Consider the following 21989-nt stretch of genomic DNA (forward strand, 5'->3'; position numbering starts at 1 on the left):
GCGGGCAACTGCTGCCAGGTACAGCCCGAGGTGGCAACGAACACGATCGCCGCGAGTACCTCACGGTCGCCATGCCGACGCCGGCCACCACCCTGAGGCCGCGACGGCGTATCCGGCACCACCCGCTGGATTGGCTCCCACAACTCATCCGGCACCAGCCGCTCAACAATCCCCGCCACGACCGACAGCCTACCCAACTGCCCAAATGAGATGACCTCTTACTGGGCGTTTTGTCTCTGAAATCGGTGTTTCGTGTCGGTTCTGGGGGTGTCCGACCGGCTCTCCTGCGGTGACTTTGGTGGCCGGGGTGGCAGGAGTGATGCTGGCGTACGCATGCCCGCCGGGATTGCGCACTTCGTTCCGTCTCGTTCCAGGAGGCCGAGTGGATCAGCATTTGCCCGCTCGGCCCCGCGGTCCCTGGCCAGAACGGCGATCCCGCAGTATGCCGTGGTTATGACGGATCGTCGACAGTATCCCAGCGACCTGTCCGACGCTCGCTGGGCCTTGGTGGAACCGACCCTGGCAGCTTGGCGCCAGGCCCGGACCGCACGTGCACTCGCCTTCGGCCGGCCGCCCGAGCACGACCTGCGAGATCTCCTCGACGCGATCCTCTACGTCGACCGCACAGGCATCCCCTGGCGCTACCTCCCGCACGACTACCCGCCCCACCAAACCGTCTACGCCTACTTCGCCCGATGGCAACGCGACGGCGTGTTCGAGCAGCTCAACGGGCTCCTGCGCCGCCGGGTCCGCGCCGGCGAGGGCCGCGATCCGGAGCCGACGGCCTGCATCATCGACTCCCAGAGCGTCAAGACCTCCACCAACGTCCCCGGCGCCACCCAGGGCGTGGACGTCGGAAAGAAGATCGCCGGCCGGAAGCGGAACATCGTCACCGACACGATCGGACTCCTCCTGACCGTCCTGGTCACCGCCGCCAGCGTCCAGGACAGCACCGCAGGCCAGCGCCTGCTGACCGCGGTCGCCGCCGAGCACCCCACCGTACGCAAGACCTGGGCCGACATGGGCTACAAGACCGCCGTCATCGAGCACGGCGCCGCCCTCGGCATCGACGTCGAGATCGTCCGGCGCAACCCCACGACCAGAGGGTTCGTGGTCCAGCCCCGCCGTTGGGTCGTCGAGCGAACCTTTGGCTGGCTCATGAACCACCGCCGCCTCGCCCGCGACTACGAAGCCCTCCCAGCCCGCTCCGAAGCCATGATCCACGTCGCGATGATCAACCTCATGACCCGCCGACTGGCCAAAGAAGCCACCCCGTCCTGGCGCGGGACGTGAACCACAAATCAGGAATGAAACGCCCAGTTAGAGACCCTCATTGACGGCGAAGATGGTGTCGCACCGGTCACGCACGTAGTCGTTGTGGGTGGCGATGACGACAGCGCATCCGGCGACGCTCATCTCCCGGAGGATGTCGACGACCATGGTGGTGTTGCCCTGGTCGAGGGCGCCGGTCGGCTCGTCAGCGAGGACGAGGGCTGGCTGTTTGACCATCAGCCGGGCGAGCGCCACACGCTGCTGCTCACCGCCGCTGAGGTGGTGGATCTTCTCCTTTTCCCGCCCTGTGAGGCCGACGCGGTCGAGTGCTTCGGCGATGGTGACGCCTCCCTTGCCCCTGACGGATCGGCGAGGCCTGATGGCGATGTCCAGATTGGCAGTGACGGTGGCATTCTCGATCAGGGCGTAGCTCTGAAAGAGGTAGCCAAGGACGTCGCGACGGAACCGCCGGACCCCGCGCTGGTTGAGTTTGGTGATGTCCTTCCCTTCGTGTCGGATCGCCCCGGCACTGGGTTCATCAAGCAGACCCAGGCAGTTGAGGAGAGTGGACTTGCCCGATCCGCTGGGGCCAACGAGGGCAAGCATCTCGCCGCGGCTGACGGTCAAGGTGACATCGGACCAAAGAGTCCGAGGGCCGAAGGACTTCGACAGGTTGTCTATATCGATCACTGCGGTGCTCCTGCTGAAGCTGAGGGGGTGCGGGCGTGGGCGGGGCTCACGCTTCGGTCGCCCCTTCCTTGACGATGCGGCGGTGGAAGACAGCCAGCGAGATCAGTACGGCCGTGACCTCGAAGGAGACCAGTGCGGCGGTGAGGCCCAGGTCCAACGCTGTGATCTGGACGGCTGGCCGGGGCGCGGGGATGCCCAGGGCCGCGTACTGCGCCAAGTCCTGGTTTTGCTGCCACGCGTGGAACGGGACCCAGACGGCAAGGAGTGCGGCGAGGAGACCCTCGATGGCGAGGACCGAGCGGTGTGTGGAGGTGAATCTCCAGCCGCTGATGTGTTTGACGAAGATCGCCTGAGCGTTCTTGCGTGAATAGACGATGCAGACCCCGACACCGGTGATGAGAAGCACGGCCAGGGCTACGACGAGGTTAAACAACTGCAGCCGGAAACCGCCGACGGCGTCACGGAGCTGCAGGGCAGCGTCCTGCCCGACCGGACGCACGGCTGTTACATAGGTCTGCAGCTTGTTCTCTGCGATCCCGTCCACGACGTCGTTGGGGTCTGGGAAGATTACCCCGCCCTGCGTGGCGAACGCTGTGTAGGCATTGTCGGTGAGGAACGTTGAACCGTTGGGTACCACGACAAGAACTGGGTCGCGCAGCAGGGAGCGGTCCTGCTTCGGGTTGCGGACGGCGCTGAATGTCTGGTTACCAGGGTTGTAGCCGAAGACAGTCTGACCACTCTTCGACTGGAGCGTCTCTACCTGGTTTTGCCGGATGAGCTTCGGATTGGTCGGGCTCAGTAGCCCGGGAATCTTCGCGGCGATGGCCGACGCATGGGCGGTGAGGGATTCAGGAACGATGAGTCGCACCGTCCGGGCGTCTGAAGACTTGTTTCCGTCCTTCGCTGCTGGGGTGTAGCGCCGTCCTATGGGGTCGAGGATCGGCTGGTTGGCGAGGAACGTTTCATTGACGATCAGTAGCTCACCCTGGGGCAGGTGCTCATGCGGGGCGATGCCTTGGAGGTCTCGGCGGCCGACGACAATGATCTTCCCCTTCGCATCGGATCGGCGGAGCCACTGGCCCACCGATCCTTCCATCTGCGATGTCTCGTGGCCCAGGCTGCCGTTGAGGCGGATGGCGGTGGCGTCGCCCACCTTGGCGTATGCCTCGCGGCTGTCCTGGCGCGACACCACGTCCTGGCCGGCTAGGACAACGGATGAGGCGATGCTGAGCGCGAGCAGTAGCGCGGGGACCCGTACCAGGTAGGCGCAGAGCGCCGCCACCCGGGCAGGAAGTTCGCCCTTGAGGGCTCGCAGCACTTCGGTGTTGAAGGTCAAGGCAAGCGCGGCCGCATGTGCGGCCAGCATCAACAGGAGGAGCAGAGCGGCAACGCCGGCGGCCACGGAGGCGAAGAAGCCAAGCCAGGCCAGCCCGTTGTAGAAGCCTAGGAAGGTCAGCGCGACACTGGCTACTCCGGCGGCTGCGACCGCCCAGAAGACTGCCAGCTGCCGCAGATCCCGAAGTATGACCTCGCCGAAGGACTTACCCTGCAGCCGCAAGACGCCGTATGCCTTGGCATTGAGCAGCACGCTCGCGCCGGTCATCGTTACCGCAGCGAGTGCAACTACCAAGACTGACCAGTACAGGTCGGTGCCGGTGTAGAAACCGGACAGGGCGGCGAACGAGAGCGGATGGGCGATGCTCCCCCTCAAGCCGCAACGGGCGAACTCGGCTACCAGAGCTTGCGCGTCTTGGGGCGACCCGAACACGTAGTACATGCCCCGCGGGTCCCGTTGTCCTATCTCAGCGATCGGGTGGACATCCGTGCGGTAATCCCTGTCGAACGCCGAGTAACCCTCGTCCAGCCATGACGCCGCATCGGCACCAGGGCCACCTGGGGCCAGATATAGATGCCGAAGGCTATCGGGATCATGCAAATCGGGCACCTCACGTGCCACCGTGACCCTGTGGTTAGCAGCGAACGACGCAATCACCTGGGCGACCTGCTCGCCGCGCATCGAGTCGTCTGAATCGGTAACCCATACCAGGGCGGAGTGGCCCAGCACCCAGTCCTCGTCCAGGCCCCGCAGCATCAGAAACGACACTACAGCCGAGAAGGCCAGCACAGCGGCGTGGGTGAACTTAATACCTCGGTGCAGCATCGATTACCTAGGCCGGGCACTCAGGGAGCGCGAAGTTGAGAAACGTGGGATGAACTTCAACAAGCCCAGCTGTGGGGGCCTTGCTCGCTCCCCACAGCTGGGGGCGACTACCGAGAAACCGCGGGGCCGCGAAGGGTACCTACTCAGCAGCCCTTGGACCAGTACGATTCGTTACCCGCCCACTTGTCCGTCGCCGAGGCGTAGGACCACTCCCCGGCCCCGACGTTACCGCTCGAGGACCAGTAGTCACCCTGAACAGAAGAGGAATGGCAGGTAATATTGTGGTAGTAGTTCGACCACACTATCCCGCTGCCAACGCCGTAGTCCCACTTGCCGCCACCGGTGTTAACCACCGTGGCCAGCGCCGGAGTAGCGGAGGCCACAACGAGGGCCACGGCAGTGAGAGTTGTCTTGAGTCTCATGGACTTCCTTCATTTATGTGATCTTTACAGGTGGAGGATGTCAGCACACTCATCCAAGATCAACTTGGCGCGATGTGAGACAGCTCTCGTAACGAGATGCAACCAATCGTCACTGTCAGTAGTTGAAGAGTCGCCTCACCTGGATGCCTGGGTTGCCTGTCAGTCGTGGTGGGGATTGTTGCGTGACTGGTGCCGGATGGGCTGGGGGCGCCGTTCCAGCGGGCGGTGCCCGAGGCGCCTTCGCGGCCTCAGGGTGCGGTCGGCGTCGCCATGGCGACAGGGGCGCTCGCTACGATCATGTTCGTCGCCACCTTGGGCTGTACATGGCAGCAGCTACCCACGCGCCGCTTGGGCCGTCGGGGGCAACGGCTCACCGGCACTTCACAGAGTGAGCGAAGGCACGGGTCTGGACCACGCTCCACCGGGTGCTGGATGAGCTCGGCGCCCACGGCAAGCTGGACTTGGCCCCACTGCGCGATCGACTCGGTGTACATGCGAGCCCCGAAAGGGGAGCCCGATGGGTCCGAATCCTGTCGATCGGAGCAAGTTCGGATCGAAGATCCACTTTCCTATCTTTTCCTGGCATGAATGACAGACTCCAGAAATGACAGCTGGCGAAGCGATCATGAAGATACCGGCCGCGTTCGAGGCCGTCAACGATGGCCTGTAATCGACTACTGCCGGGAACTACACGGACCGGCGGGCAATTTCCTCAAAAAGTTGTGATAGTGCAGTTTCACTGCAGGCCAGCGCACGAAACAGCGCCCTGCAGTGCGGGATTTATGTGGCTTAAATATCGGGATCTTCTTCTTAATCCACACAAAGTGCGTACAGCTTTGAGGGGCCAGCATTCGCCATTTCTGCAGATCGACTGCGATAAATTGTTGCAATGGACTTGAAGTTAACGCAACGAGAACGTTCATTCGTTGCAATGGAATGTAGATAAACGCTATGCCGGATGCGGGTAGCCATGTCCGTACATGAAGGGGCGATCTCCTCAACAACGCTGCTGAAGCGGCTGCGCTCCGGCTTGCGGAAGAGCGCCACATACGCCGCGTTCCGCGAGGTCGGCCGCGTGATCCGCACCGTACAACTGCTGCCCTACCTCTCCGACGCCTCGCTGCGCCGGCAGGTGACCGCAGCGACCAACAAGGTCGAGGCGTTCAACGGCTTCTCCCAGTGGCTCGGCTTCGGCAACCGCTGCGTCCTCGCCGACGACGACCCCGTCGAGCAGGAGAAGGTGATGTCCACTGATCCTCACGTCCGTCCACGGCGAGCGCGGGAGCGGCCGGCTCCACCTGGCCGTGCTCGGCACAGCAGGCGCGGTCCGCGAGCCAAGCGCCGGGAGCGCCCGGGTCACCGAGCTCCAGCAGCCCGTCCGCTCCACCCAGTCGCGCTCGATGTCCTCGCCAGAGCAGTCGAAGTCGCCGACCATTCTCCGGGGCGCCGCGAGCGTGCGGTTTGAGTTCACGCAGCTCAGAAGTGGTCGGGACGACGATAGCCGGTGCAACACCTGTGGTGCACGGTGTCGCCACACGATTCACCCGGCCGCGTGAGTAATCCGCGCGCGACTCCTCCCATCTCGTCTTATCTAGCGTAAATAACGTGGGTAGAGGCTTGCTTGTCGAGCCTCTACCCCGCTACGGTTCCTCCGCAAGGTGCGCTCTTATTCGCCTCTTCCAGCAAAGGGATGACGTGAAACTCCACCTGATCGTTGAGGACCCCGATCCCGCCTTCCAGAAGGCCCTCCTGGCCTTGCTCGCCGGTCATGCCAGCAGCCTGAAGACCGCCGGGCCAGCCACCGACTGGGCTGACCCGGAAACAGCATCCCGCTACTACCTCTCCCTGCCGACCACCGCGCAGCGCATCCTGCGCGAGGCCTCGGCACGCGAGGATGGCTATGTTCCGGCCGATGTCCTGCGCGGCCCCAACGGCGACGGCAAACTCACCGGCAGCAGCGGCGCGTTCAAGGCCGCACTGAAACGCGGCGTCCGCCGCAACTGGTGGATCGCCGGCCAGGTCTCGCCCGTCCTTGCCGAGGGCCCGGGCTTCGGCAAGGTCGCCGGCTACCGCATCCGTAACGACGCCCTCCCCGCCTTCCAGGCCGCCGTCACCTCCCACCAGCAGGGCGAACTCGCCAGCCAGAAGGACTGCCTCGCCGAGGCGATCACCGCCGAAGGCGGCGAGTGGGACGCCCAGCGCTCCGTCGCCGCACTCCACGAGATCGGCCACACAATCGACGAGAAGCGCGCCCGCCAGATCCTCCGCGACCTCGCCGCCGACGGAGTCATCGACCGCGTCGACGCCGATCGAGCCATCTACCGCCCCACTGTCGATCCGGAGCAGTAGAAGCGCCGAGGGGAGCAGACATCCGCAGCGGACGTCGGCTCCCCTCGGATTGGTGCGGAGTCAGCCCTGCGCTGTCTTCGGAACACCGGCGGCCGCGCGGACGGACTGGGTGTCGATGATCACGAGGGACGGGTCCTCTAATCGGCGGGCTCTCTCCCTCACCTGGCAGCGCAGGAGCTCCTGGATGCGCTGGTCGAGGCCGTCCTGGCGCCACAGAGTGAAGTAGTAGAACACCGCCGACCAGGTCGGCAGGTCATGCGGCAGGTAGCGCCACTGGCAGCCCGTCCGGTTCTGGTAGAAGATCGCATTCACGACTTCCCGCAGGTCGCAGGCCCCGGGATCCCCGGTCGCCGACCGTGCCACCCGGTCCTGCTTCCAGGCCGTGATCATCGGCTGGATCAACGCCCACTGCTCGTCCGATAAGTCGCTGGGGTGTGGCTTTCTCTCCATGGCCGCATCTCAGCATGAACATGCCCAGCGGATGTCCGGCATGGCGATCAGTACCACGATCGAGCGATCACGAACCGAGGAAGATCGGACTTAACGTCCTCTCAATAGCTGTTGGTCCCCTCGGCCGTTGGCCGGCCACTTCGACACGAGATGAAGCTGCTGTTCACTGGAGGGAGATGTGGCGGTGGCGCCGTAGCACAGGCGGTCGTTCGGACCGGCGCGGTGGTCTGCTCACACCTGCCAGATGCCCGGCAGCAGCCCGCCCAGGCAGCCGTCCGGTTGGTAGGCGCTCCACGGCGCGACAAGCGCGGGCGACTGCGCAGCGGCAATGCTGGGTGTTACGCCCAGACGAAGACACACGTGGCGGCGCGGGGTGCTTTGCCGCCCTGGGCGGCCGACTTGACCTCGACGGCGGCTGGACAGAGCAGTCCGGGCTGTGGGCGGCTGCGGACGGCCTCGAAGGTGGGTGAGGAAACGGATCAAGCCCAGCGTCGCCACAGAGGACACGCTCTCCGACATAGAAGGTTCATTCGTCGTCGATGCGTTCGATATCCGGGGCTCGTTTGATTCCGAAGGTCTCGGCTGCTGCTACGCCAGCTTCAAAGCGACTGGTGGCCCCCATCTCTCCCATGAGGTCGGCGATGTGTCGGCGGCAGGTCCGTACCGAAACCCCGAGGCGTCGGGCCACGACGTCATCCGTGTAGCCCATGGCCATCAGTCGCAAGACGGACAGCTTCACATCATCAATGGCCTCCTGGTAGCCGACGGCGGTGGGCCGCCAAGGCGACGCTTTCGACCAGTTGCTTTCGAAGACCGAGTGCAGGAAGGCGACGACCGGAGGGTTGGTGATGAAGACTGCCCCCGGAACCTTGGTGATCGCACGGCGGTCTGGGATGACCGCCAGGCGGCGGTCGAAGATGAAGAGCCGTTCGGGAAGCTCTTCAATGGTGCGGACTTCCGCTCCGGCCTGTGTGAGCGTGCGCACGTACGACCCTGTGGGAATGCTCCCGCGTGCTGTGTGCTGGTAGAGGATGCGGAACTCGACGCCGCGCTCCAGCATGCTCACATCGCGCTCCTTCGCAGCCTCCAGTGTGGTCGCGCTGCGTCCTCCGCCGGGCTGGACGGTCACTACGTCGCTGACACAGTTGTCCGTCTCCCGCCGAAGGCGTTCCGTGACTTCCATGGGATCCATCACCACGGTGATGTCGCTGCGCTCTTGCTCTGTCCTGGCGCTCTCGAAGGCGGGCTTGAGAAGCGCCAGATCCTGCTGAAGCCGTTCCCTGGCGTCCGAGAGCGCCTCGATGCGCTGCGCGAGGGGTGCCGACGACCGTCGGAACGCCACTTCGGGATCCACGGCCGTGTAGTAGGTGTCCGCAGCGGTATCCAAGAGGCGCAGCGCCTGGAGGCAGACGAGCTTCTCCACGGCGCGTTCGACCTCCTCTTCGGTCAGTCGACCACCCAGAGTGTCCTGGCTGTGGAAGCGTCCATTGCGCACTGTGTGGACATACACGGCGATCGCCGCATCGTCGACATGGGTTGACTCTTGGTCGCTCATCGGATCTTGCACTTGGTGATCATAAAGGTCATAAGGATCACACCTGCAACATCCTGCCAGTCGAAGGCAGAGAGATGTCACTGGTCAAAGCTAGGACTCGGATGCCTGAGAGGTGAAGCTGACACGGCGCGGATGTGGACGGGGCATGAGGATCTCATGAACTTCGTCGGGGAGGCATCCGCCCGTTCATGCAGAAAAGAGTCAAAAGTATGCGCACATTCATCCGCACGCTACTCTCCGTGGCGGTCCTCGCTTCGGTCGTCAACGTGGTCGCGGAGACCGCCGGCGATGCACCGGCCGTGACCGTCGCGTCCACGAGCCGGATCCAGGTGAGCACCGGCACGTCCCTTCAGCCGGACACGGGGTGGGACTAGCCCCGCCCCGAATTCTCCATCCCTGACGGGACTCATTACTCGCGGAGTGGAGTATTCCGCCCATGACGCTCACCTTTTAGGCGAAGGACACGTATGAACCTGCAGTCCGTGGTTTCCCCTCTCGGCAAGAAGGAATTCTTGGACGGCTATTGGCCTCGGCGCCCGCTGACCATACCGGGCGGGGAAGATCGCGTCGCCAAGATCAAGAACCTTCCGCTCATGGAGTCAGGAGAAACGGTCCTCCAGTCGTATCCCGACCGCGTTTCGCTCATGCGGCCGGACGGATTCTGGTCGGAGGCCGACAGCGGTCCTGCGGCGCTGGAGCACTATCGTACGGGGCACACCTGCTACCTCCGCCGTGTCGAGCGCTACGTTCCCGAGATCGCCGAGCTCGTCACCTCGGTCACCGCGGAACTCGGCATGCCTGAAGGTTCCTTTACCGGAGAGATCTTCTGCTCGACGGCCGAGAGCGGCGTCGGCATGCACAGCGACTACGACGTCAATTTCGCCATGCTCCTCAAGGGAACCAAGCACTGGCGCTTCATGCCCAATGAGCACATCCGCAACCAGACGAACATCTGCCTGCCCAGCACGCTCGACCAGGTCGACGACACCCAGCTGGAACTTGCTGACGAGGTGCCCTTCCCTTCCAGCATGGCAGCGGACGCGCCGGAGATCGAGATGACTCCGGGCGGACTGGTCTTCATTCCGCGCGGCTTGTGGCACCAGACAAGGGCGGTCGGCGAGTGTATTCAGCTCAACATCGTCATGAAGGGCCCCCACTGGGTTTCGGTACTTACCCGTGCCCTGGAGAAGCGGCTGATCAAGGACTCTTCATGGCGTGACTACGCCTACGGAGTGTGCGGCGCCGCCGATCAGCGGCAGTCCGCCGAGGCCGTCTTCGCTGGGCTACTCGACAAGCTGCGCGCCGACCTCGCCACCGGCAGCTCGGTGGAACTGGCCCAGTCACTCATCACCGACGCGGGTCTGCATGGCGAGGCGGACCGCGCCTGACCTGGGCGAGCCCGAGAAATCTGTTGGACAACTGGAGGGGGACAACCATGACAACCGTGACGGATACGGCGCACTCCGAGGTCGGCCACGCGTCGACTGTCGGCGACGAACTCGCCTACGTCGACCTGCTGTCTCTGGTACGAGAGACGAACCGCTGTCCTGGAGGGAAGCGGACCATCCGGCGCATCGCCACACGGCTCGGCATCGGGCCCCACACGCGCGTCCTGGAGATCGGCTCCAACACCGGTTTCACTTCGATGGAACTTGCGAAGATCACCGGGTGCACCGCCGTCGGAATCGACGTCAACGCAGCTGCCGTGGCCGAGGCCAACCGGAAGCGGTCTCAGCTGCCTCAGCGCATCGCCGACCGGCTCTCCTTCTCCGTGGGTGACGCCTGCGCCATTCCCTTCGGCGACGCCGAATTTGACGTGATCGTCTGCGGCGGAGCCAACACCTTCGTCCAGGACCGCGCGACCGCGCTGAGTGAATACCTCCGGGTGCTGCGCCCGTACGGATTTGTCTCGGTCACCAACCTCTACTACCGCAAAGCCCCGGATGAGCAGCTGCTCACGGACCTGCGCGACGTACTCGGCTTCGACGTCCCGCCTTACGGTCTGCAGGACTGGCTGAAGGTCCTGGCGCCTGCGGAGTGGGAGCTGTACGACCTGGAGACGACTGATCTGGTGGCCCGGCCCGACAAGGTCGTGGAGGCCTATGCCGATGCGCTCTGTTCGTCCGACCGGCTCCCGCAGGTGAGCGAGTCTGACCGCCTCCGCGTCCGGAACCGCTGGCACGAGGTTATGTCGATCTTCAACCGTAACCACGCCCATCTGGGCTTCATGGAGCTGACCCTACGCCGGCCCATGCCGGGCGATGAGGAGCAGCCCGAGCTCTTCCTGACCGCCGGTAGCTGGGATCCCTACTTCGAGAAGGCGTTCGTGCAGGGGAACTGAAGGAATGCGGCGACGGGCGCACTCCCGTCGCCGCATTCGGCCCCTCTCCACGTAACACCTCGACACGCCACACGTGAAACAAGGAATCGGCACGGATGATCACCGCAAATCTCTCCACCTCGCAGACCCTTACCGCACCGCCCACCCAGTGGTTTGACCCCGAGCGCTATCTCAAGCTCATGGCCTCTCCTTGGGGGCGTGCCCTGATCGAGCTGCAGAACGCCATCACCGTCACCTCGACGGCCTTCTGGGCCGAGCGTTCCGTACGAGCCATCCACCTGCCCGTCACAACGGGTTCGGTCTCCTCTCCGATGGGGCTGGGCAGCGACTCCAAGCCCGTTCCGGTTGACTTGCTCGGCGCCCGGACCTATCTCGCCGACTCCATGCAGTTCCTGCTCGAGTTCGGAACCCGGATGACTCCCGCGGGCTGTTACTACCTCATGCCCTCGTTCCGAGGCGAAAATGCCGATGAGACGCATTTGTGCCAGTTCTACCACAGCGAGGCGGAGATCCCCGGCGATCTGAACCGGGTGACCGCCACCGTCGAGGAGTACATGCGCGCCTTGTGCCGTGGTGTCCTCGACCTGTGCCCGGACGTGGTGCGTGCCACGGCCGGCACGACCGCCCATCTTGAAGAGGTCGTCGGCCAAGGGGCCGTTTTCGAGCGGATGACGTTCGACGAGGCGGCCGCATTCCTGGGCACCGATCCCCACTACATCCAGGTGGAAAAGCAGGACGGGCGCCAGTGGCGCACCCTGACCCGCGCCGGAGAGCGGCGGCTGATCGAGCACTGTGGCGGCTACGTGTGGGTCACCCACTACGACCACCTTGCGGTCCCCTTCTACCAGGCGTTCGAGGACGGTCAGCGACTGGCGCGCAACGGCGACCTCCTGTTCGGCATGGGTGAGGTGGTTGGTGCTGGTGAGCGGCATGTCACCGCGGATCAGGTGCGCAGCTCTCTGCAATTGCATCAGGTCTCGGAGGAGGACTACGCCTGGTACGTGGCGATGCGTGAGCAGGACCCGAAGCTGACCTCGGGCTTCGGTCTCGGCGTAGAACGCTTCATGATGTGGGTGCTCCAGCACTGGGACATCCGGGACATGCAGCTGCTCAACCGCGCGAACGGCCAGGTGTGCAACCCGTGACCGCTGGGGAAGCTCCTGTACTGATTATCGGATGGCGCAACCACCTCGTCGACGCCGCCCGCCGACTGGGTCTGTCGCCAGTCGTGGTGTACGGCCCCGGCGACAAGGACTGGGCTATGCCCGAGTTCGCACCCGACGTGCGCGCCGTGTTTGCCGAGCGTCCCTCCGACGCGGAGAGCATTCTCACGGCGCTCGCCCGCGCGGGGCTGAGTGACCTGCCCTATCAGGGTGTCTGCCCCGGCGGCGAAAGTTCCGTGGTGGTCTGCGCCCTCATCGCGCAGGTCCTCGGTGCCCCGGGGCTGCCGCTGGACACCGCCGTCCGAGCCCGCGACAAGTTCCTGCAGAAGGAGCGCATGCGAGGCATGGGGCATCTCACGGCCGCCAGTCGGGTGATCGACGACATGGAGGACGTTCACTTCGGCACGGAGTGGCCCCCTGCCATGGGCTTCCCCGTTGTCCTTAAGCCGATCGACGGAGTGGGCACCTCGTACACGCGGGTGGCCCGTGACGAGAGCGAACTTGTCGAGTGCGTTGGTGACCTTGCGCTCCGGTCCGGCCGTCACACCTTTGTCTTGGAGGAGTTCGTCCCCGGCGACGAGTGGGAGATCGACGGGGTGGTTCGCGACGGCGTCGTGGAGTTCTTCTCGGTCGGTATGTACGAGAAACCGGTTTGGCACATCCAGAAGGGCACCGCCATCCGCATCCTGGTCCTCGACCCAGATAACGAGGCGTGGGCGTACGCCCTGATGGAGAGCTACCTGGCCGACTGTCTGCCCGCACTGGGCATCCAGGACGGGGTGTTCCATTTGGAGGTGTTCCACCAGGTGGAGACGGGCCGGCTCGTCTTCAGCGAGTGCGCCGTCCGGCCCGGTGGCGGGCTGATCCCGGAAACGGTGGCTGCCAAGTTTGGCGTGAATCTCACCGAGGAACATCTCCGCGCATGGTGCGGTTTGCCTGCGGGGTGCCAGAAGGGGAAGCCCCGGCCGGGCTACTTCGGCAGTGTGTTCTTCCCTTCCGTCGGCGGAACACTGGTCGAATGCCCGTCCACGGAGGATCTCCGGCTGCAGCCTGGCGTGGTGGACGCGATCGTCCAGACACCTGTCGGGTTCGGCATGGGCCCCAGCGCCGCAAATGTGAACATGCGGATGGGCCTGGCTGTCCAGCACGCCCCCACCTTGGAAGAGCTGCGGGCCGAGCAGACCCGGGTCCTGACGTGGTTTGCCGAGCGAGTGGTAACCAGCGAGCAGGCTCCGTCCGGCCTGCCTCCACGGTTCCTGCGCGCCGCTGAGGGCAAGGTCTCATGAGCGGGGTGGATTGGCGTGATCCCTTCTTCCCGGCGGCCAATGAGCGAACGCTTCCTTACCTCTCGCGCGATACTGAGGGCGTGCTCAGCATCCTCGGGCACGACGCGGAGAGCCTGCTGGTCGACCACGGTTCGCCGCTACTCCTGCTTCTGCCCGAGCGCGCTGCGGACAACGTGCGCAGCGTCCGCGCGGCCTTCGGCACGTTCTTCCCGGACGTGTCCGTGCATTACGCCCTCAAGTCCTGCTACTACGCCCCCATCGCCCGTGCGGCACTCGAAGCGGGCGCGGGCGTTGAGGTGATGAGCGACGCAGAGATGCAGATTGCGGAGCAGGTAGGTTTCCCGGACCACCTTCTCGTGGTCAACGGGCTCGGAAGGGACCGGAGCTATCTGCGCCGCGGGGTATCGGCATCGGGAGCTCTTCACGTCCTGGACTCCTGGGATGACTTCGAGGCGCTCGCTGCCGAGGCCGCGCACCTGCGTCGGCAGTTGGATATCGCTGTCCGAGTCGTGCCTCCCATGCCACAGGGGCTTGACAACGCAATGCCGCTGGACTCCAAGCTCGGCAACCGCGTTGACGACGGCGAGTTCTGGCGATTGTGTGACGCCGTGTCTGAGCACCCGTGGCTGAACCTTCGCGGGCTGCACGGGCACCAGTTCACCCGAGCGGCTTCGCCGGCGGACTACGGCGTGTTCGTCGCCGGTTTCGCGGCGGTGGTCCAGGAGGCGTACGAGCAGCGAGACATCCGGTTCGAGATCCTGGATATCGGCGGAGGTTTCGACACCCGGTCGGTGCTCGAGGCACGGGGCCTTCCCCTGTCGATGTTTGCCGAGGTTGCCGCGCGGGAGTTGGCGGTTGTGCCGTATCCCTTCCGGCTGGTTGTTGAACCGGGCCGCTATGTGTCGGCCGATGCCGCCATCGGCCTGTCGCGAGTGCGAGCGCGAAGGCAGAGGGGGCCCGTCACCTGGCAAGTGGTGGACCTGGCGACCAACACGTTGATCCCTGTGCCGGGTGCGGAGTATCTGCCCGTCCCGGTACGAGACGGCGAGCGTCGGCAGCTCTCCCGGATTGGTGACGGAACGTGTGCCCCCTCGGTGATGTGCGGTGATGTGGCCCTTCCCACGACCGAGCCGGGCACACCGCTGGCCCTGCTGCACTGTGGGGCGTACACGACTGTGTTTGCCCATGTGTGGGGGCCTAGGCCGCCGACGGTCATGGCCCTGAGAGCGGGTCGGATGCCAGAACTTGTAACGGGTCCGGCGGAGTTCGGTGCTGCGGCAAAGGCCGTGTACGGCTACGACCTCAGCTTGACCCCGGACGTCTGAGTGCTGTTCGGCCGGGCGCTGAGGCCGGCCGAACAGCAGCAGGATTCCAGGAGGTGATCAGCTTCGGGACTCGGCACGCAGTGCCTGCGCGGCACGGATGCTCTGCTTCGTCCACGCCGGGCAGGCTGCATCGGCTTCCAGCTCGGCCAGGGTGCGCGTCACCACGGCTGCCACCTCGTCCGGGGCCTTCACTACCGGCTTCTGATCGCCAAGGGGGCACATGAAGACGATGTTGAGAACCCGATCGCCCGAGTCACTGACGAAGAACGTGGACTCCACGTACTGCAGAGGGCCGGTCAGCTCAACACCGATCTCTTCGGCCACCTCACGGCGTGCGGTCGCCTCCAGCGCTTCGGAGGCCGGGCTCGTCTCGTCAAAGGTCCCGCCGACCAGCGACAGCATGCCAGCCGCATGCTCTTCCTTTTCGCTTCGGACGATAAGGGTCCACTCGTCGCCGTCGTGAAGGGCGACATCTACATTGATGAACGTTTCCATGGACGCATCCTAGATCGATCCAAGAAGCCTTAGCAAGAGGTTCATTCAGTGGGAATTCTCAAAAAGCCCTATCAGCCGGAGTACTTCAACTTTGACGAATCGCTGCTGGCTCAACTAGCTCACGGCTACGGCATCGCGCAGAGCCTGCGCCTCTGCCCCATCCTGCTTGACGGTGACTACTGCACACTCGTAGACGTCCGTTCCGCCACGAGCAAGAAGATGATTCTCGAAGCCGACGGGCGATGGCTCTTTCTCAAGCAGGTGCCATGGTACTGCGACGATGAGACCGTCGAGTTCGCCCTCGCCTGGCAGAACGCACTGTCGGCGGCATCCTTCAGAGTGCCCGGCATATTGCGTACCGCAGAGAGCGCCCAGGTCCTGCGGTCAGGAGGTGCCCGTCTCATCCTCTTCGAGTACGTGCAGGGATCCCGCTACCAGGCACGACCAGAGGAGTACCGAGCAGCAGCGGCTACACTCGCGACCCTGCACTCCCTGCCGGGACCCGATGAGGGGCCACGTTCCGACGCCTTTCAGGATGCCGTCGAACACGCCCGGTTGGCGCGCAAATCGTTCCCGGATGCATCCGCCCTCGTGGAAGTGATGGACGAGGTCGAGGAAGTCCTGAGGTCCTGGGAAATGCAGGCGGCACAACTGGGTTGGGAGGAGCTGCCGCGCCGGGCTGTCCACGGTGACTACAGTCCCTGGAATCTCGTGTTCAGCGAAATGGGAGAAGTCACGGCTGTCCTGGACTTCGACAATGCTCATTTGGGGCCCGTGATCAGAGACGTCATGGAGGCCGTTCTCACCTTCTCTTGCGTGCACTACGCCAGGGACTCCACCACTTTCGCCGCCGACATTCCCGATCCGCTTCCGCGGGTTCGCGCACAAGAAATGCTGGCATCTTATGAATCCGTCCGCTCCCTGAGCACCCGAGAACGAGAATGCGCCGCATTCGCGGCTGGCGCAGTGGCCTTGGAGATCGCGTGCCTCGGTCTGATCCGGGGCGACTACGAGCCCGGGTCGGCCGGCCGGCTGCTCGCCTGGGCGAAGGGAATCCAAGAGGACGTACAGCACCTGTTCTCCCGCACCGCAGGAAGCACTCGATGACCACCAGCACCGATCTCATGCCCTCCGACGTGGCCCCGTGGCGCCGTCCGCTGACGCTGCTCTCGGCCGCCACGCTCCTAAATTCCGTCGGCACTGGGGCCTGGCTCACGGTGCAGGCGGTCTATCTGGTTCGCAGCGCCGGTCTCTCTGCGGACCAGGTGGGTCTCGGGCTTGCTCTGTCGGGACTCGTCGGGATGGTGGCGGCGGCTCCTGTGGGGCGGCTGGCCGACCGGCACAACGCACGCCGGGTGACGATCTGGGTCCTGTGCCTGGAAGCGCTCGCGACGGCCCTGTTCCTGTTCGCTCACGATTTCTGGCTCTTCCTCGGCATCACCTCGGCCGTCATGGTCCTGGAGCGCGGCGGCAGCGCGGTGAGAGGTGCCATGCTGGCGGGATTGTTCCAGGGCGCGGAGCGGGTCCGCGCCCGTGCGGCTGTACGGCGGGCGTTCAACCTGGGCGCGGCGACCGGTGCAGGGCTGGGCGCCCTGGCCCTGAACGAAGCCACCCCTCGTACCTATGCCGTGTGCATCCTCCTGAACGCGGCCACCTACGCGGTGGCTGCCGTCCTCAACCTGCTGATGCCAACTGTCACGACCATCTCCGCAAGCCGTGAGCGGACGAAGATGAAGGCGCTGCGTGATCGCCCATTCTGGGCCATGACCGCGCTCAACGGCCTGGTGACACTCCACTATCCCGTCCTCACCTTGGCACTGCCGTTGTGGCTGACCCAGCAAACCGAGCTGCCCACGTGGACAAGCGCAGCGGCCTTCGCTCTCAACACTGTGCTGGTCGCAGCACTCCAGCTACGGGCCGCTAATGGGACCGAGGACGTGACCGTGGCCGCGAGGCGTATGCGCCATGCCGGATTCGCCGTGGGCGCCGGATGTCTACTCTTCGCCGCCACGGCCAGTGTCTCGCTCCTCCCGGCAGCACTGGTCCTCTTGCTCGCCCTCGTGGTCTACACCGTCGGCGAACTGTGGCACTCCGCCGGCGCCTCCGGGCTTGCCTTCGGCCTGGCCCCCGACAGCGACCAAGGGCAATACCAAGGGATCTTCGGCATCGGAACCAGCCTGGCCCAGATCCTCGCCCCGCCACTCGTCCTACTGTGCGCAATGCGCTGGGGAGTGCCGGGCTGGTTCCTGCTCGCCGCAATCACCACTCTGGCCGGCGCGGCGGTTCCAGTCGTGCTGCGAACCATGTACCGAGATCGGCTCCCTGACCCCCTGATCGGCTCATCGGCCCCCTGAAAGGAGCCCGGACATGAAGGCTGCGCCCCCCCTTCCCCCCGCGGTGATCGTATGGAGCGGCAAGGGAGGAGTCGGCAAGTCCACCATCGCCGCACAGACTGCCCGCGGACTGGCCGCCATTGGCGTCCGCACCGGCTATCTGGACGCAGATCTGCATGGCCCCAGTGCGGCAACTCTCTTCGGCATCGAGGAGCGCCTCGCTGTCCGTGGACGGCGCATCGTTCCGGCCGTCCGGGACGAAGTTGAGATCGCATCGACGAGCCTGATCGCAGATCCCGACCACGCTTACGTTTGGCGTGGACCGCTCATGCGCGGAGTGCTATCGCAACTCCTCCAAGACACCGATTGGACCCGCGCTGACGTCCTTGTGGTGGACATGCCTCCAGGCACCGGCGAGATACAGATGCAGATACTCTCCGAACTTACGTGTCTGGGCGCCGTCGTAGTGACGACGCCACAGGACCTCTCCCTCGCCGATGTGCGCCGCTCAGCCCGGATGCTGCTCGACGCGGACGTTCCGGTCACGGCGGTGGTGGAAAACATGGCCTCCGTCGCCTGCCCCTCGTGCGCCTTTTCCTTCCCCCCGCTCCCCGGCGACGCAGGACAGCACGTGCACGCGATCTTCCCCGAGGCGGCATTCGTCCGCCTGCCCATGAGCCCGCTCACCGGCCACTCAGATCCGCTGGCCCAAGCGCTGCGACCGCTGGTCGAGAAGATCGCTGACCGCCTTCAACAGCGGCCCCTATCCCCCTGCTGACATCCTGTCCCGAGCAAAGGAACATTTGCATGGACGTCCTGTCCGCCCGCCCTGCCGCCCTCCTCTGCGACATCGACGGAGTTGTCAGGCTGCGCGACACCACGCACGCCACCCGACTCGAAGAGCAACACGGCATCCCGCAAGGCCGCATAGCCGCGGCGGCTCTCGATCCCGAGCTGCTGCACCAAGTGGTGACCGGTGGGATCACCGCCGACGAATGGTGCGTGGAGGCCGCCGGTCGACTGGCCGCGAGCCTCAGCATGCCCAGCCTTGCCAAGGAGATCATGGGTACCTGGATGGATCCCATGGGAATGGTGGACGACACTGTCGTCCAGCTGCTCGCGGCCGCGGCCAAATCCATTCCGGTGGTACTGGTCAGCAATGGCACCGACCGGCTGGAGCGCGACCTGAGCCTCCTCGGTGTCACCGCGCACCTGCCCCTGCTGGTCAACTCGGCCCGGATCGGCTACGCCAAGCCCTCAGCTGAGATTTACCGGATCGCAGCCCAACGGGCCGGGGTGAGCTTGGAACGGTGCCTGCTCATCGACGACACCCAGCAGTATGTCGACGGGGCACGCCGGCTCGGCATGCCCGCAGTCCTCTACCACGGGCATGAGTCCCTCCGCAGGGCACTCGCCTCGATCCCGTCGTCGGCTGGCCAGCAGAGGGTGACTCCGTGACCCAAGCCCCTACGCGCATTCTGCCCCCGGCGCTTCGTCCCGGCGGGACGATCGGGATCTTCGCCCCCTCGTCCGACGAAGCGGGTCGTTTCCCGGCACGCACAGCCCGCGCGGCCCGGTTTCTCCGAGGAGAGGGTTTCCGCCTGAAGCCGGCGCCCAACGCCCTCGCCACAGGCCCCCTTACGGCAGGATCCGCGCGGCAACGAGTCGACGACCTGCACTGCCTTTGGGCGGACCCCGAGGTGGATGCCGTTCTGGCGACGGTAGGCGGCAACAACACGAACGAGTTGCTGGACCTAGTCGACTACGACCTCATAGCGTCGCGCCCCAAGATTCTCGTGGGGTACAGCGACACGACGGCACTGCTCACCGCGGTCTGGTCACGCACAGGCCTGACCACAGTCATGGGCCCCCAGTTCATGCCCCAGTTCGGCGAGGTGGGCGGCTGTCTCCCGTACACGCTGGCTTCCTTCCGGAAGGTCCTGGGCGAGGCCCGGCCCTCCGGTCCAATCGCCCCTTCGACGCAGTGGACCGATGTACGCGGTGACTGGTCGGGCCCCGACGACGAACCGCGCGCGCTCGTTGCGGCGAACGGCCCTCGGGTGGTGAAGCCGGGCACAGCCCAAGGGCCGGTCTTCGCCGCCAACCTGGACACCCTGCTACGGCTCGCTGGCACCCGCTACTGGCCGGACCTGACGGGACACGTCGTCCTGCTCGAATCCGGAGACCCATCGCCCTCCCGGCTCGCCGCCCAGCTCACCCAGCTGCGGCACACCGGCTTACTGACAGCGCCCGTCGGCCTCGGGCTCGGGCGGTTTCCGGCAACAGGGGAGTCCTCCGCGCTCCTCATCGCCACGCTCCACGACGCCCTCCGGGACTTTCCGGGACCGGTTGTCGCGGACCTGGACATTGGCCACACCGATCCCATGATCTGCGTGCCCAACGGCATCGTCGTCACCCTCGAAGCATCAGAAGACTCACTCGATTCCCCCCACCCGCTTCTCACCTTCGAAGAGCCAGCAGTAATCCCTTATCACCGGAGCCACCCGTGAACCACACAGCGAAGAAGTCCATCCTCCTCATCGGCGCGGACAAGCACGTCCTGCGTGCTTGCGGAGAACTTTCCGTCGATGTGACGGTCGTCTACGGACGTTCGGCGAAGGAATTCGGCCTACACCCCATCGCCCCAGAGGTCACGCAGCTCTTCGTCGAGGACCAGCACAGCCTTGAGTCCATCCTGTCGGCCCTGACGCGGTCGGGAATCGACGGACGGGCCTTCAGCAGTGTGTACACAAGTGACGAAGGGGCGGTCGTCACCGCATCCGCGCTGGCGCTTCACTTCGGCATACGGTCCATGGCCATGGACACAGCGATCAATTTCCGTGATAAGGCGGTCCAGAAGTCGATCCTGAGGTCGGCGGGCGTCCCGGTGGCTGACTTCCGCGCCATCGACGACATCAGCGAGCTGTGCGAGGATTTCAAGTTCCCTTTCTCTGAAGCGGTGATCAAGCCGGTTGCTGGCGCAGGGGCCAGCGCCACGGCGAAGGTGTGCTCGACGAGAGAACTCCTGCAGTTCGCCAAGAAATTCCGTCCGGGAGGGCACCCGCAGCGCAGCTTCGTCCTGGAGGAGTTCATGCGTGGCCAGGAGTGGCAGATCAATGGCGTGGTGCATGATGACCATGTGATCTTCATGAGTGTGAGCACGTATGGCGAGACTTGCCTGACCGCGCTCAATGGCAACCGCCCGATGCGGGTGTCGGTACTCGATCCGGTCGTGAATTCCTGGGCGTACGAGCGGTCTGCCTCCCTCGTCCAGGATTCGCTGCGGGCCCTCGGCCTCAAGTCCGGGGTCTTTCACATGGAGCTGTTCTACGACCGGGATTCCGACCGGCTCGTCTTCGGGGAGTGCGCGGCCCGTCGAGGTGGGGCGATCACACAGGAGGAGGTGGCTTATAAGTTCGGGGTCAGCCTTGCTGCATGTGCGGTACAGTCCGCGCTTGGCGAAGCCCCCGTCATTCATCAGGAGGTCCAGCCCGGATCGGTCGGCAGTGCATTTCTCCCGATCATCCCGGGCACGCTCTTTGCCTGCCCGACCGTGGAGGATCTGCAGGCTCTGCCAGACGTACGGTTCGCGCGAATCGATCTTCCTATCGGATTCCGCATGTCGGAATCCCTCGGCAGCACGCTAATCAAGGCTGGCCAAGTGATGATCCACGCCGAATCCGACGAGGCCGTGGAAAAGAGGATCGAGTATGTCCTTGACTGGTTCCTCTCCCAGATCGTCGCTATTCCTAATGACGCATCTCCCGCAGAGCTCCGCTCGTGGGGTGAAGGCCTGACGTCGGCGACCTGACCACTTCATAAGCAACCCGGCGTCCTCGTCGAGCCCCAGAATCGACCGTCCACTTGCCGGCCTGGTGTGGCGGAGAGCGCGGCAGCGCCGGTGCCGAAGAGCCGGATCAGGGTGGACAGTGGGGTGTCGGCGATGTCGCTGATGGTGTGCAGGCCGTAGGTGCGCAGTTTGGCCGCAGTGGCCGGGCCGACGCCGTAGAGGGCTGCGACGGGCCGCGGCCGCAGCCAGCGGTCGACGTCCGCCTGCTCGATGACGGTGGTGGCGCCGGGCGGGGTAACGGCAGAGGCCATGGTTGCCAGCATCCGGTTCGGTGCGATCGCGCAGCTCGTCTGGACT

22 protein-coding genes and 2 pseudogenes are annotated in these 21989 nt (G+C 65.0%); 16 read left to right on the top strand and 8 right to left on the bottom strand.

What is annotated here, in order from left to right; all coding sequences use genetic code 11:
* On the bottom strand, positions 1 to 188 hold a 188-nt coding region (locus AB0469_RS38000; protein ID WP_366456193.1), incomplete at its 3' end, for a transposase.
* A gap of 265 nt (positions 189 to 453) precedes the next feature.
* On the opposite strand from AB0469_RS38000, the gene AB0469_RS38005 reads away from it, so the two are divergent.
* Positions 454 to 1293, top strand: coding sequence for an IS5 family transposase (locus AB0469_RS38005; protein WP_366456155.1), 840 nt, complete (start codon positions 454 to 456; stop codon positions 1291 to 1293).
* 27 nt (positions 1294 to 1320) lie between these two features.
* Here the strand turns inward: AB0469_RS38005 and AB0469_RS38010 are convergent, their stop codons facing one another.
* From AB0469_RS38010 to AB0469_RS38020, 3 genes are all read right to left on the bottom strand, one after another.
* The gene (locus AB0469_RS38010) at positions 1321 to 1962 is read right to left on the bottom strand and encodes an ATP-binding cassette domain-containing protein (RefSeq protein WP_366456156.1); all 642 of its coding nucleotides are present in this window, start codon (positions 1960 to 1962) and stop codon (positions 1321 to 1323) included.
* Between the two features lie 46 nt (positions 1963 to 2008).
* Positions 2009 to 4123, bottom strand: coding sequence for a hypothetical protein (locus tag AB0469_RS38015; RefSeq protein ID WP_366456157.1), 2115 nt, complete (start codon positions 4121 to 4123; stop codon positions 2009 to 2011).
* 143 nt (positions 4124 to 4266) lie between these two features.
* Positions 4267 to 4545, bottom strand: coding sequence for a lactococcin 972 family bacteriocin (locus tag AB0469_RS38020; RefSeq protein ID WP_366456158.1), 279 nt, complete (start codon positions 4543 to 4545; stop codon positions 4267 to 4269).
* Between the two features lie 186 nt (positions 4546 to 4731).
* Here AB0469_RS38020 and AB0469_RS38025 point away from each other — a divergent pair.
* From AB0469_RS38025 to AB0469_RS38035, 3 genes and pseudogenes are all read left to right on the top strand, one after another.
* A pseudogene (locus AB0469_RS38025) lies at positions 4732 to 5110 on the top strand (transposase); the annotation flags it as partial.
* Positions 5111 to 5515: 405 nt separating this feature from the next.
* Positions 5516 to 6010, top strand: a complete 495-nt coding sequence (locus tag AB0469_RS38030) for a Tn3 family transposase (protein ID WP_366456159.1) — start codon at positions 5516 to 5518, stop codon at positions 6008 to 6010.
* Between the two features lie 230 nt (positions 6011 to 6240).
* Positions 6241 to 6894 carry a hypothetical protein gene (locus AB0469_RS38035; protein WP_366456160.1) on the top strand — a complete coding sequence of 218 codons (654 nt, stop codon included), beginning with the start codon at positions 6241 to 6243 and terminating at the stop codon, positions 6892 to 6894.
* Positions 6895 to 6972: 78 nt separating this feature from the next.
* Here the strand turns inward: AB0469_RS38035 and AB0469_RS38040 are convergent.
* Positions 6973 to 7344, bottom strand: a pseudogene (locus AB0469_RS38040) (transposase); the annotation flags it as partial.
* Between the two features lie 526 nt (positions 7345 to 7870).
* Complete coding sequence (locus AB0469_RS38045) at positions 7871 to 8911, bottom strand: LuxR C-terminal-related transcriptional regulator (RefSeq protein ID WP_366456162.1); 1041 nt, start codon at positions 8909 to 8911, stop codon at positions 7871 to 7873.
* Between the two features lie 197 nt (positions 8912 to 9108).
* Here AB0469_RS38045 and AB0469_RS38050 point away from each other — a divergent pair, with 197 nt between their 5' ends.
* From AB0469_RS38050 to AB0469_RS38075, 6 genes are all read left to right on the top strand, one after another.
* Positions 9109 to 9273, top strand: coding sequence for a hypothetical protein (locus tag AB0469_RS38050; protein WP_366456164.1), 165 nt, complete (start codon positions 9109 to 9111; stop codon positions 9271 to 9273).
* Between the two features lie 93 nt (positions 9274 to 9366).
* Positions 9367 to 10287, top strand: a complete 921-nt coding sequence (locus AB0469_RS38055; RefSeq protein WP_366456165.1) for a cupin domain-containing protein — start codon at positions 9367 to 9369, stop codon at positions 10285 to 10287.
* Between the two features lie 47 nt (positions 10288 to 10334).
* Positions 10335 to 11240, top strand: coding sequence for a class I SAM-dependent methyltransferase (locus AB0469_RS38060; RefSeq protein WP_366456166.1), 906 nt, complete (start codon positions 10335 to 10337; stop codon positions 11238 to 11240).
* Between the two features lie 95 nt (positions 11241 to 11335).
* Positions 11336 to 12385: an amino acid--tRNA ligase-related protein gene (locus tag AB0469_RS38065; protein ID WP_366456167.1), complete on the top strand. Its 1050-nt coding sequence runs from the start codon at positions 11336 to 11338 to the stop codon at positions 12383 to 12385.
* Entirely contained in the window at positions 12382 to 13689 is a 1308-nt protein-coding gene (locus AB0469_RS38070; protein ID WP_366456168.1) for a hypothetical protein, read from the top strand. Before AB0469_RS38065 ends, AB0469_RS38070 begins: the two co-directional genes overlap by 4 nt.
* 80 nt (positions 13690 to 13769) lie before the next feature.
* Positions 13770 to 15014: a hypothetical protein gene (locus AB0469_RS38075; RefSeq protein ID WP_366456169.1), complete on the top strand. Its 1245-nt coding sequence runs from the start codon at positions 13770 to 13772 to the stop codon at positions 15012 to 15014.
* Positions 15015 to 15071: 57 nt separating this feature from the next.
* On the opposite strand, the gene AB0469_RS38080 is transcribed toward AB0469_RS38075, so the two are convergent.
* Complete coding sequence (locus AB0469_RS38080) at positions 15072 to 15509, bottom strand: NUDIX domain-containing protein (protein ID WP_366456170.1); 438 nt, start codon at positions 15507 to 15509, stop codon at positions 15072 to 15074.
* Between the two features lie 48 nt (positions 15510 to 15557).
* On the opposite strand from AB0469_RS38080, the gene AB0469_RS38085 reads away from it, so the two are divergent.
* Genes AB0469_RS38085 through AB0469_RS38110 form a run of 6 tightly spaced genes read left to right on the top strand, consistent with a single transcriptional unit; the run spans position 15558 to position 21653 of the window.
* Positions 15558 to 16616, top strand: a complete 1059-nt coding sequence (locus tag AB0469_RS38085) for a phosphotransferase (RefSeq protein ID WP_366456171.1) — start codon at positions 15558 to 15560, stop codon at positions 16614 to 16616.
* A complete protein-coding gene (locus AB0469_RS38090; RefSeq protein ID WP_366456172.1) occupies positions 16613 to 17863 on the top strand; it encodes an MFS transporter in 1251 nt (416 codons plus the stop codon). Before AB0469_RS38085 ends, AB0469_RS38090 begins: the two co-directional genes overlap by 4 nt.
* A gap of 13 nt (positions 17864 to 17876) precedes the next feature.
* Positions 17877 to 18620, top strand: coding sequence for an Mrp/NBP35 family ATP-binding protein (locus AB0469_RS38095; RefSeq protein ID WP_366456173.1), 744 nt, complete (start codon positions 17877 to 17879; stop codon positions 18618 to 18620).
* 29 nt (positions 18621 to 18649) lie between these two features.
* Positions 18650 to 19300, top strand: a complete 651-nt coding sequence (locus tag AB0469_RS38100; protein ID WP_366456174.1) for an HAD-IA family hydrolase — start codon at positions 18650 to 18652, stop codon at positions 19298 to 19300.
* Positions 19297 to 20352: a S66 peptidase family protein gene (locus AB0469_RS38105; RefSeq protein ID WP_366456175.1), complete on the top strand. Its 1056-nt coding sequence runs from the start codon at positions 19297 to 19299 to the stop codon at positions 20350 to 20352. Before AB0469_RS38100 ends, AB0469_RS38105 begins: the two co-directional genes overlap by 4 nt.
* Complete coding sequence (locus tag AB0469_RS38110; protein ID WP_366456176.1) at positions 20349 to 21653, top strand: hypothetical protein; 1305 nt, start codon at positions 20349 to 20351, stop codon at positions 21651 to 21653. The genes AB0469_RS38105 and AB0469_RS38110 overlap by 4 nt, the downstream gene beginning before the upstream one ends.
* Positions 21654 to 21658: 5 nt before the next feature.
* Here AB0469_RS38110 and AB0469_RS38115 read toward each other — a convergent pair whose 3' ends face one another.
* Positions 21659 to 21955, bottom strand: a complete 297-nt coding sequence (locus AB0469_RS38115; RefSeq protein ID WP_366456194.1) for a hypothetical protein — start codon at positions 21953 to 21955, stop codon at positions 21659 to 21661.
* Positions 21956 to 21989 lie beyond the last annotated feature (34 nt).

It is taken from the genome of Streptomyces sp. NPDC093801, assembly GCF_040701585.1.
Taxonomy (GTDB): Bacteria; Actinomycetota; Actinomycetes; order Streptomycetales; family Streptomycetaceae; genus Streptomyces.

What these genes read in the sequence shown, in the direction of transcription:
- AB0469_RS38090 (WP_366456172.1), top strand. Translation starts at nt 16,613, where the DNA reads ATGACCACCAGCACCGATCTCATGCCCTCCGACGTGGCCCCGTGGCGC.
- AB0469_RS38080 (WP_366456170.1), bottom strand. Translation starts at nt 15,509, where the DNA reads ATGGAAACGTTCATCAATGTAGATGTCGCCCTTCACGACGGCGACGAG.
- AB0469_RS38030 (WP_366456159.1), top strand. Translation starts at nt 5,516, where the DNA reads ATGTCCGTACATGAAGGGGCGATCTCCTCAACAACGCTGCTGAAGCGG.
- AB0469_RS38015 (WP_366456157.1), bottom strand. Translation starts at nt 4,123, where the DNA reads ATGCTGCACCGAGGTATTAAGTTCACCCACGCCGCTGTGCTGGCCTTC.
- AB0469_RS38115 (WP_366456194.1), bottom strand. Translation starts at nt 21,955, where the DNA reads ATGCTGGCAACCATGGCCTCTGCCGTTACCCCGCCCGGCGCCACCACC.
- AB0469_RS38095 (WP_366456173.1), top strand. Translation starts at nt 17,877, where the DNA reads ATGAAGGCTGCGCCCCCCCTTCCCCCCGCGGTGATCGTATGGAGCGGC.
- AB0469_RS38060 (WP_366456166.1), top strand. Translation starts at nt 10,335, where the DNA reads ATGACAACCGTGACGGATACGGCGCACTCCGAGGTCGGCCACGCGTCG.
- AB0469_RS38065 (WP_366456167.1), top strand. Translation starts at nt 11,336, where the DNA reads ATGATCACCGCAAATCTCTCCACCTCGCAGACCCTTACCGCACCGCCC.
- AB0469_RS38100 (WP_366456174.1), top strand. Translation starts at nt 18,650, where the DNA reads ATGGACGTCCTGTCCGCCCGCCCTGCCGCCCTCCTCTGCGACATCGAC.
- AB0469_RS38005 (WP_366456155.1), top strand. Translation starts at nt 454, where the DNA reads ATGACGGATCGTCGACAGTATCCCAGCGACCTGTCCGACGCTCGCTGG.
- AB0469_RS38055 (WP_366456165.1), top strand. Translation starts at nt 9,367, where the DNA reads ATGAACCTGCAGTCCGTGGTTTCCCCTCTCGGCAAGAAGGAATTCTTG.
- AB0469_RS38020 (WP_366456158.1), bottom strand. Translation starts at nt 4,545, where the DNA reads ATGAGACTCAAGACAACTCTCACTGCCGTGGCCCTCGTTGTGGCCTCC.
- AB0469_RS38050 (WP_366456164.1), top strand. Translation starts at nt 9,109, where the DNA reads ATGCGCACATTCATCCGCACGCTACTCTCCGTGGCGGTCCTCGCTTCG.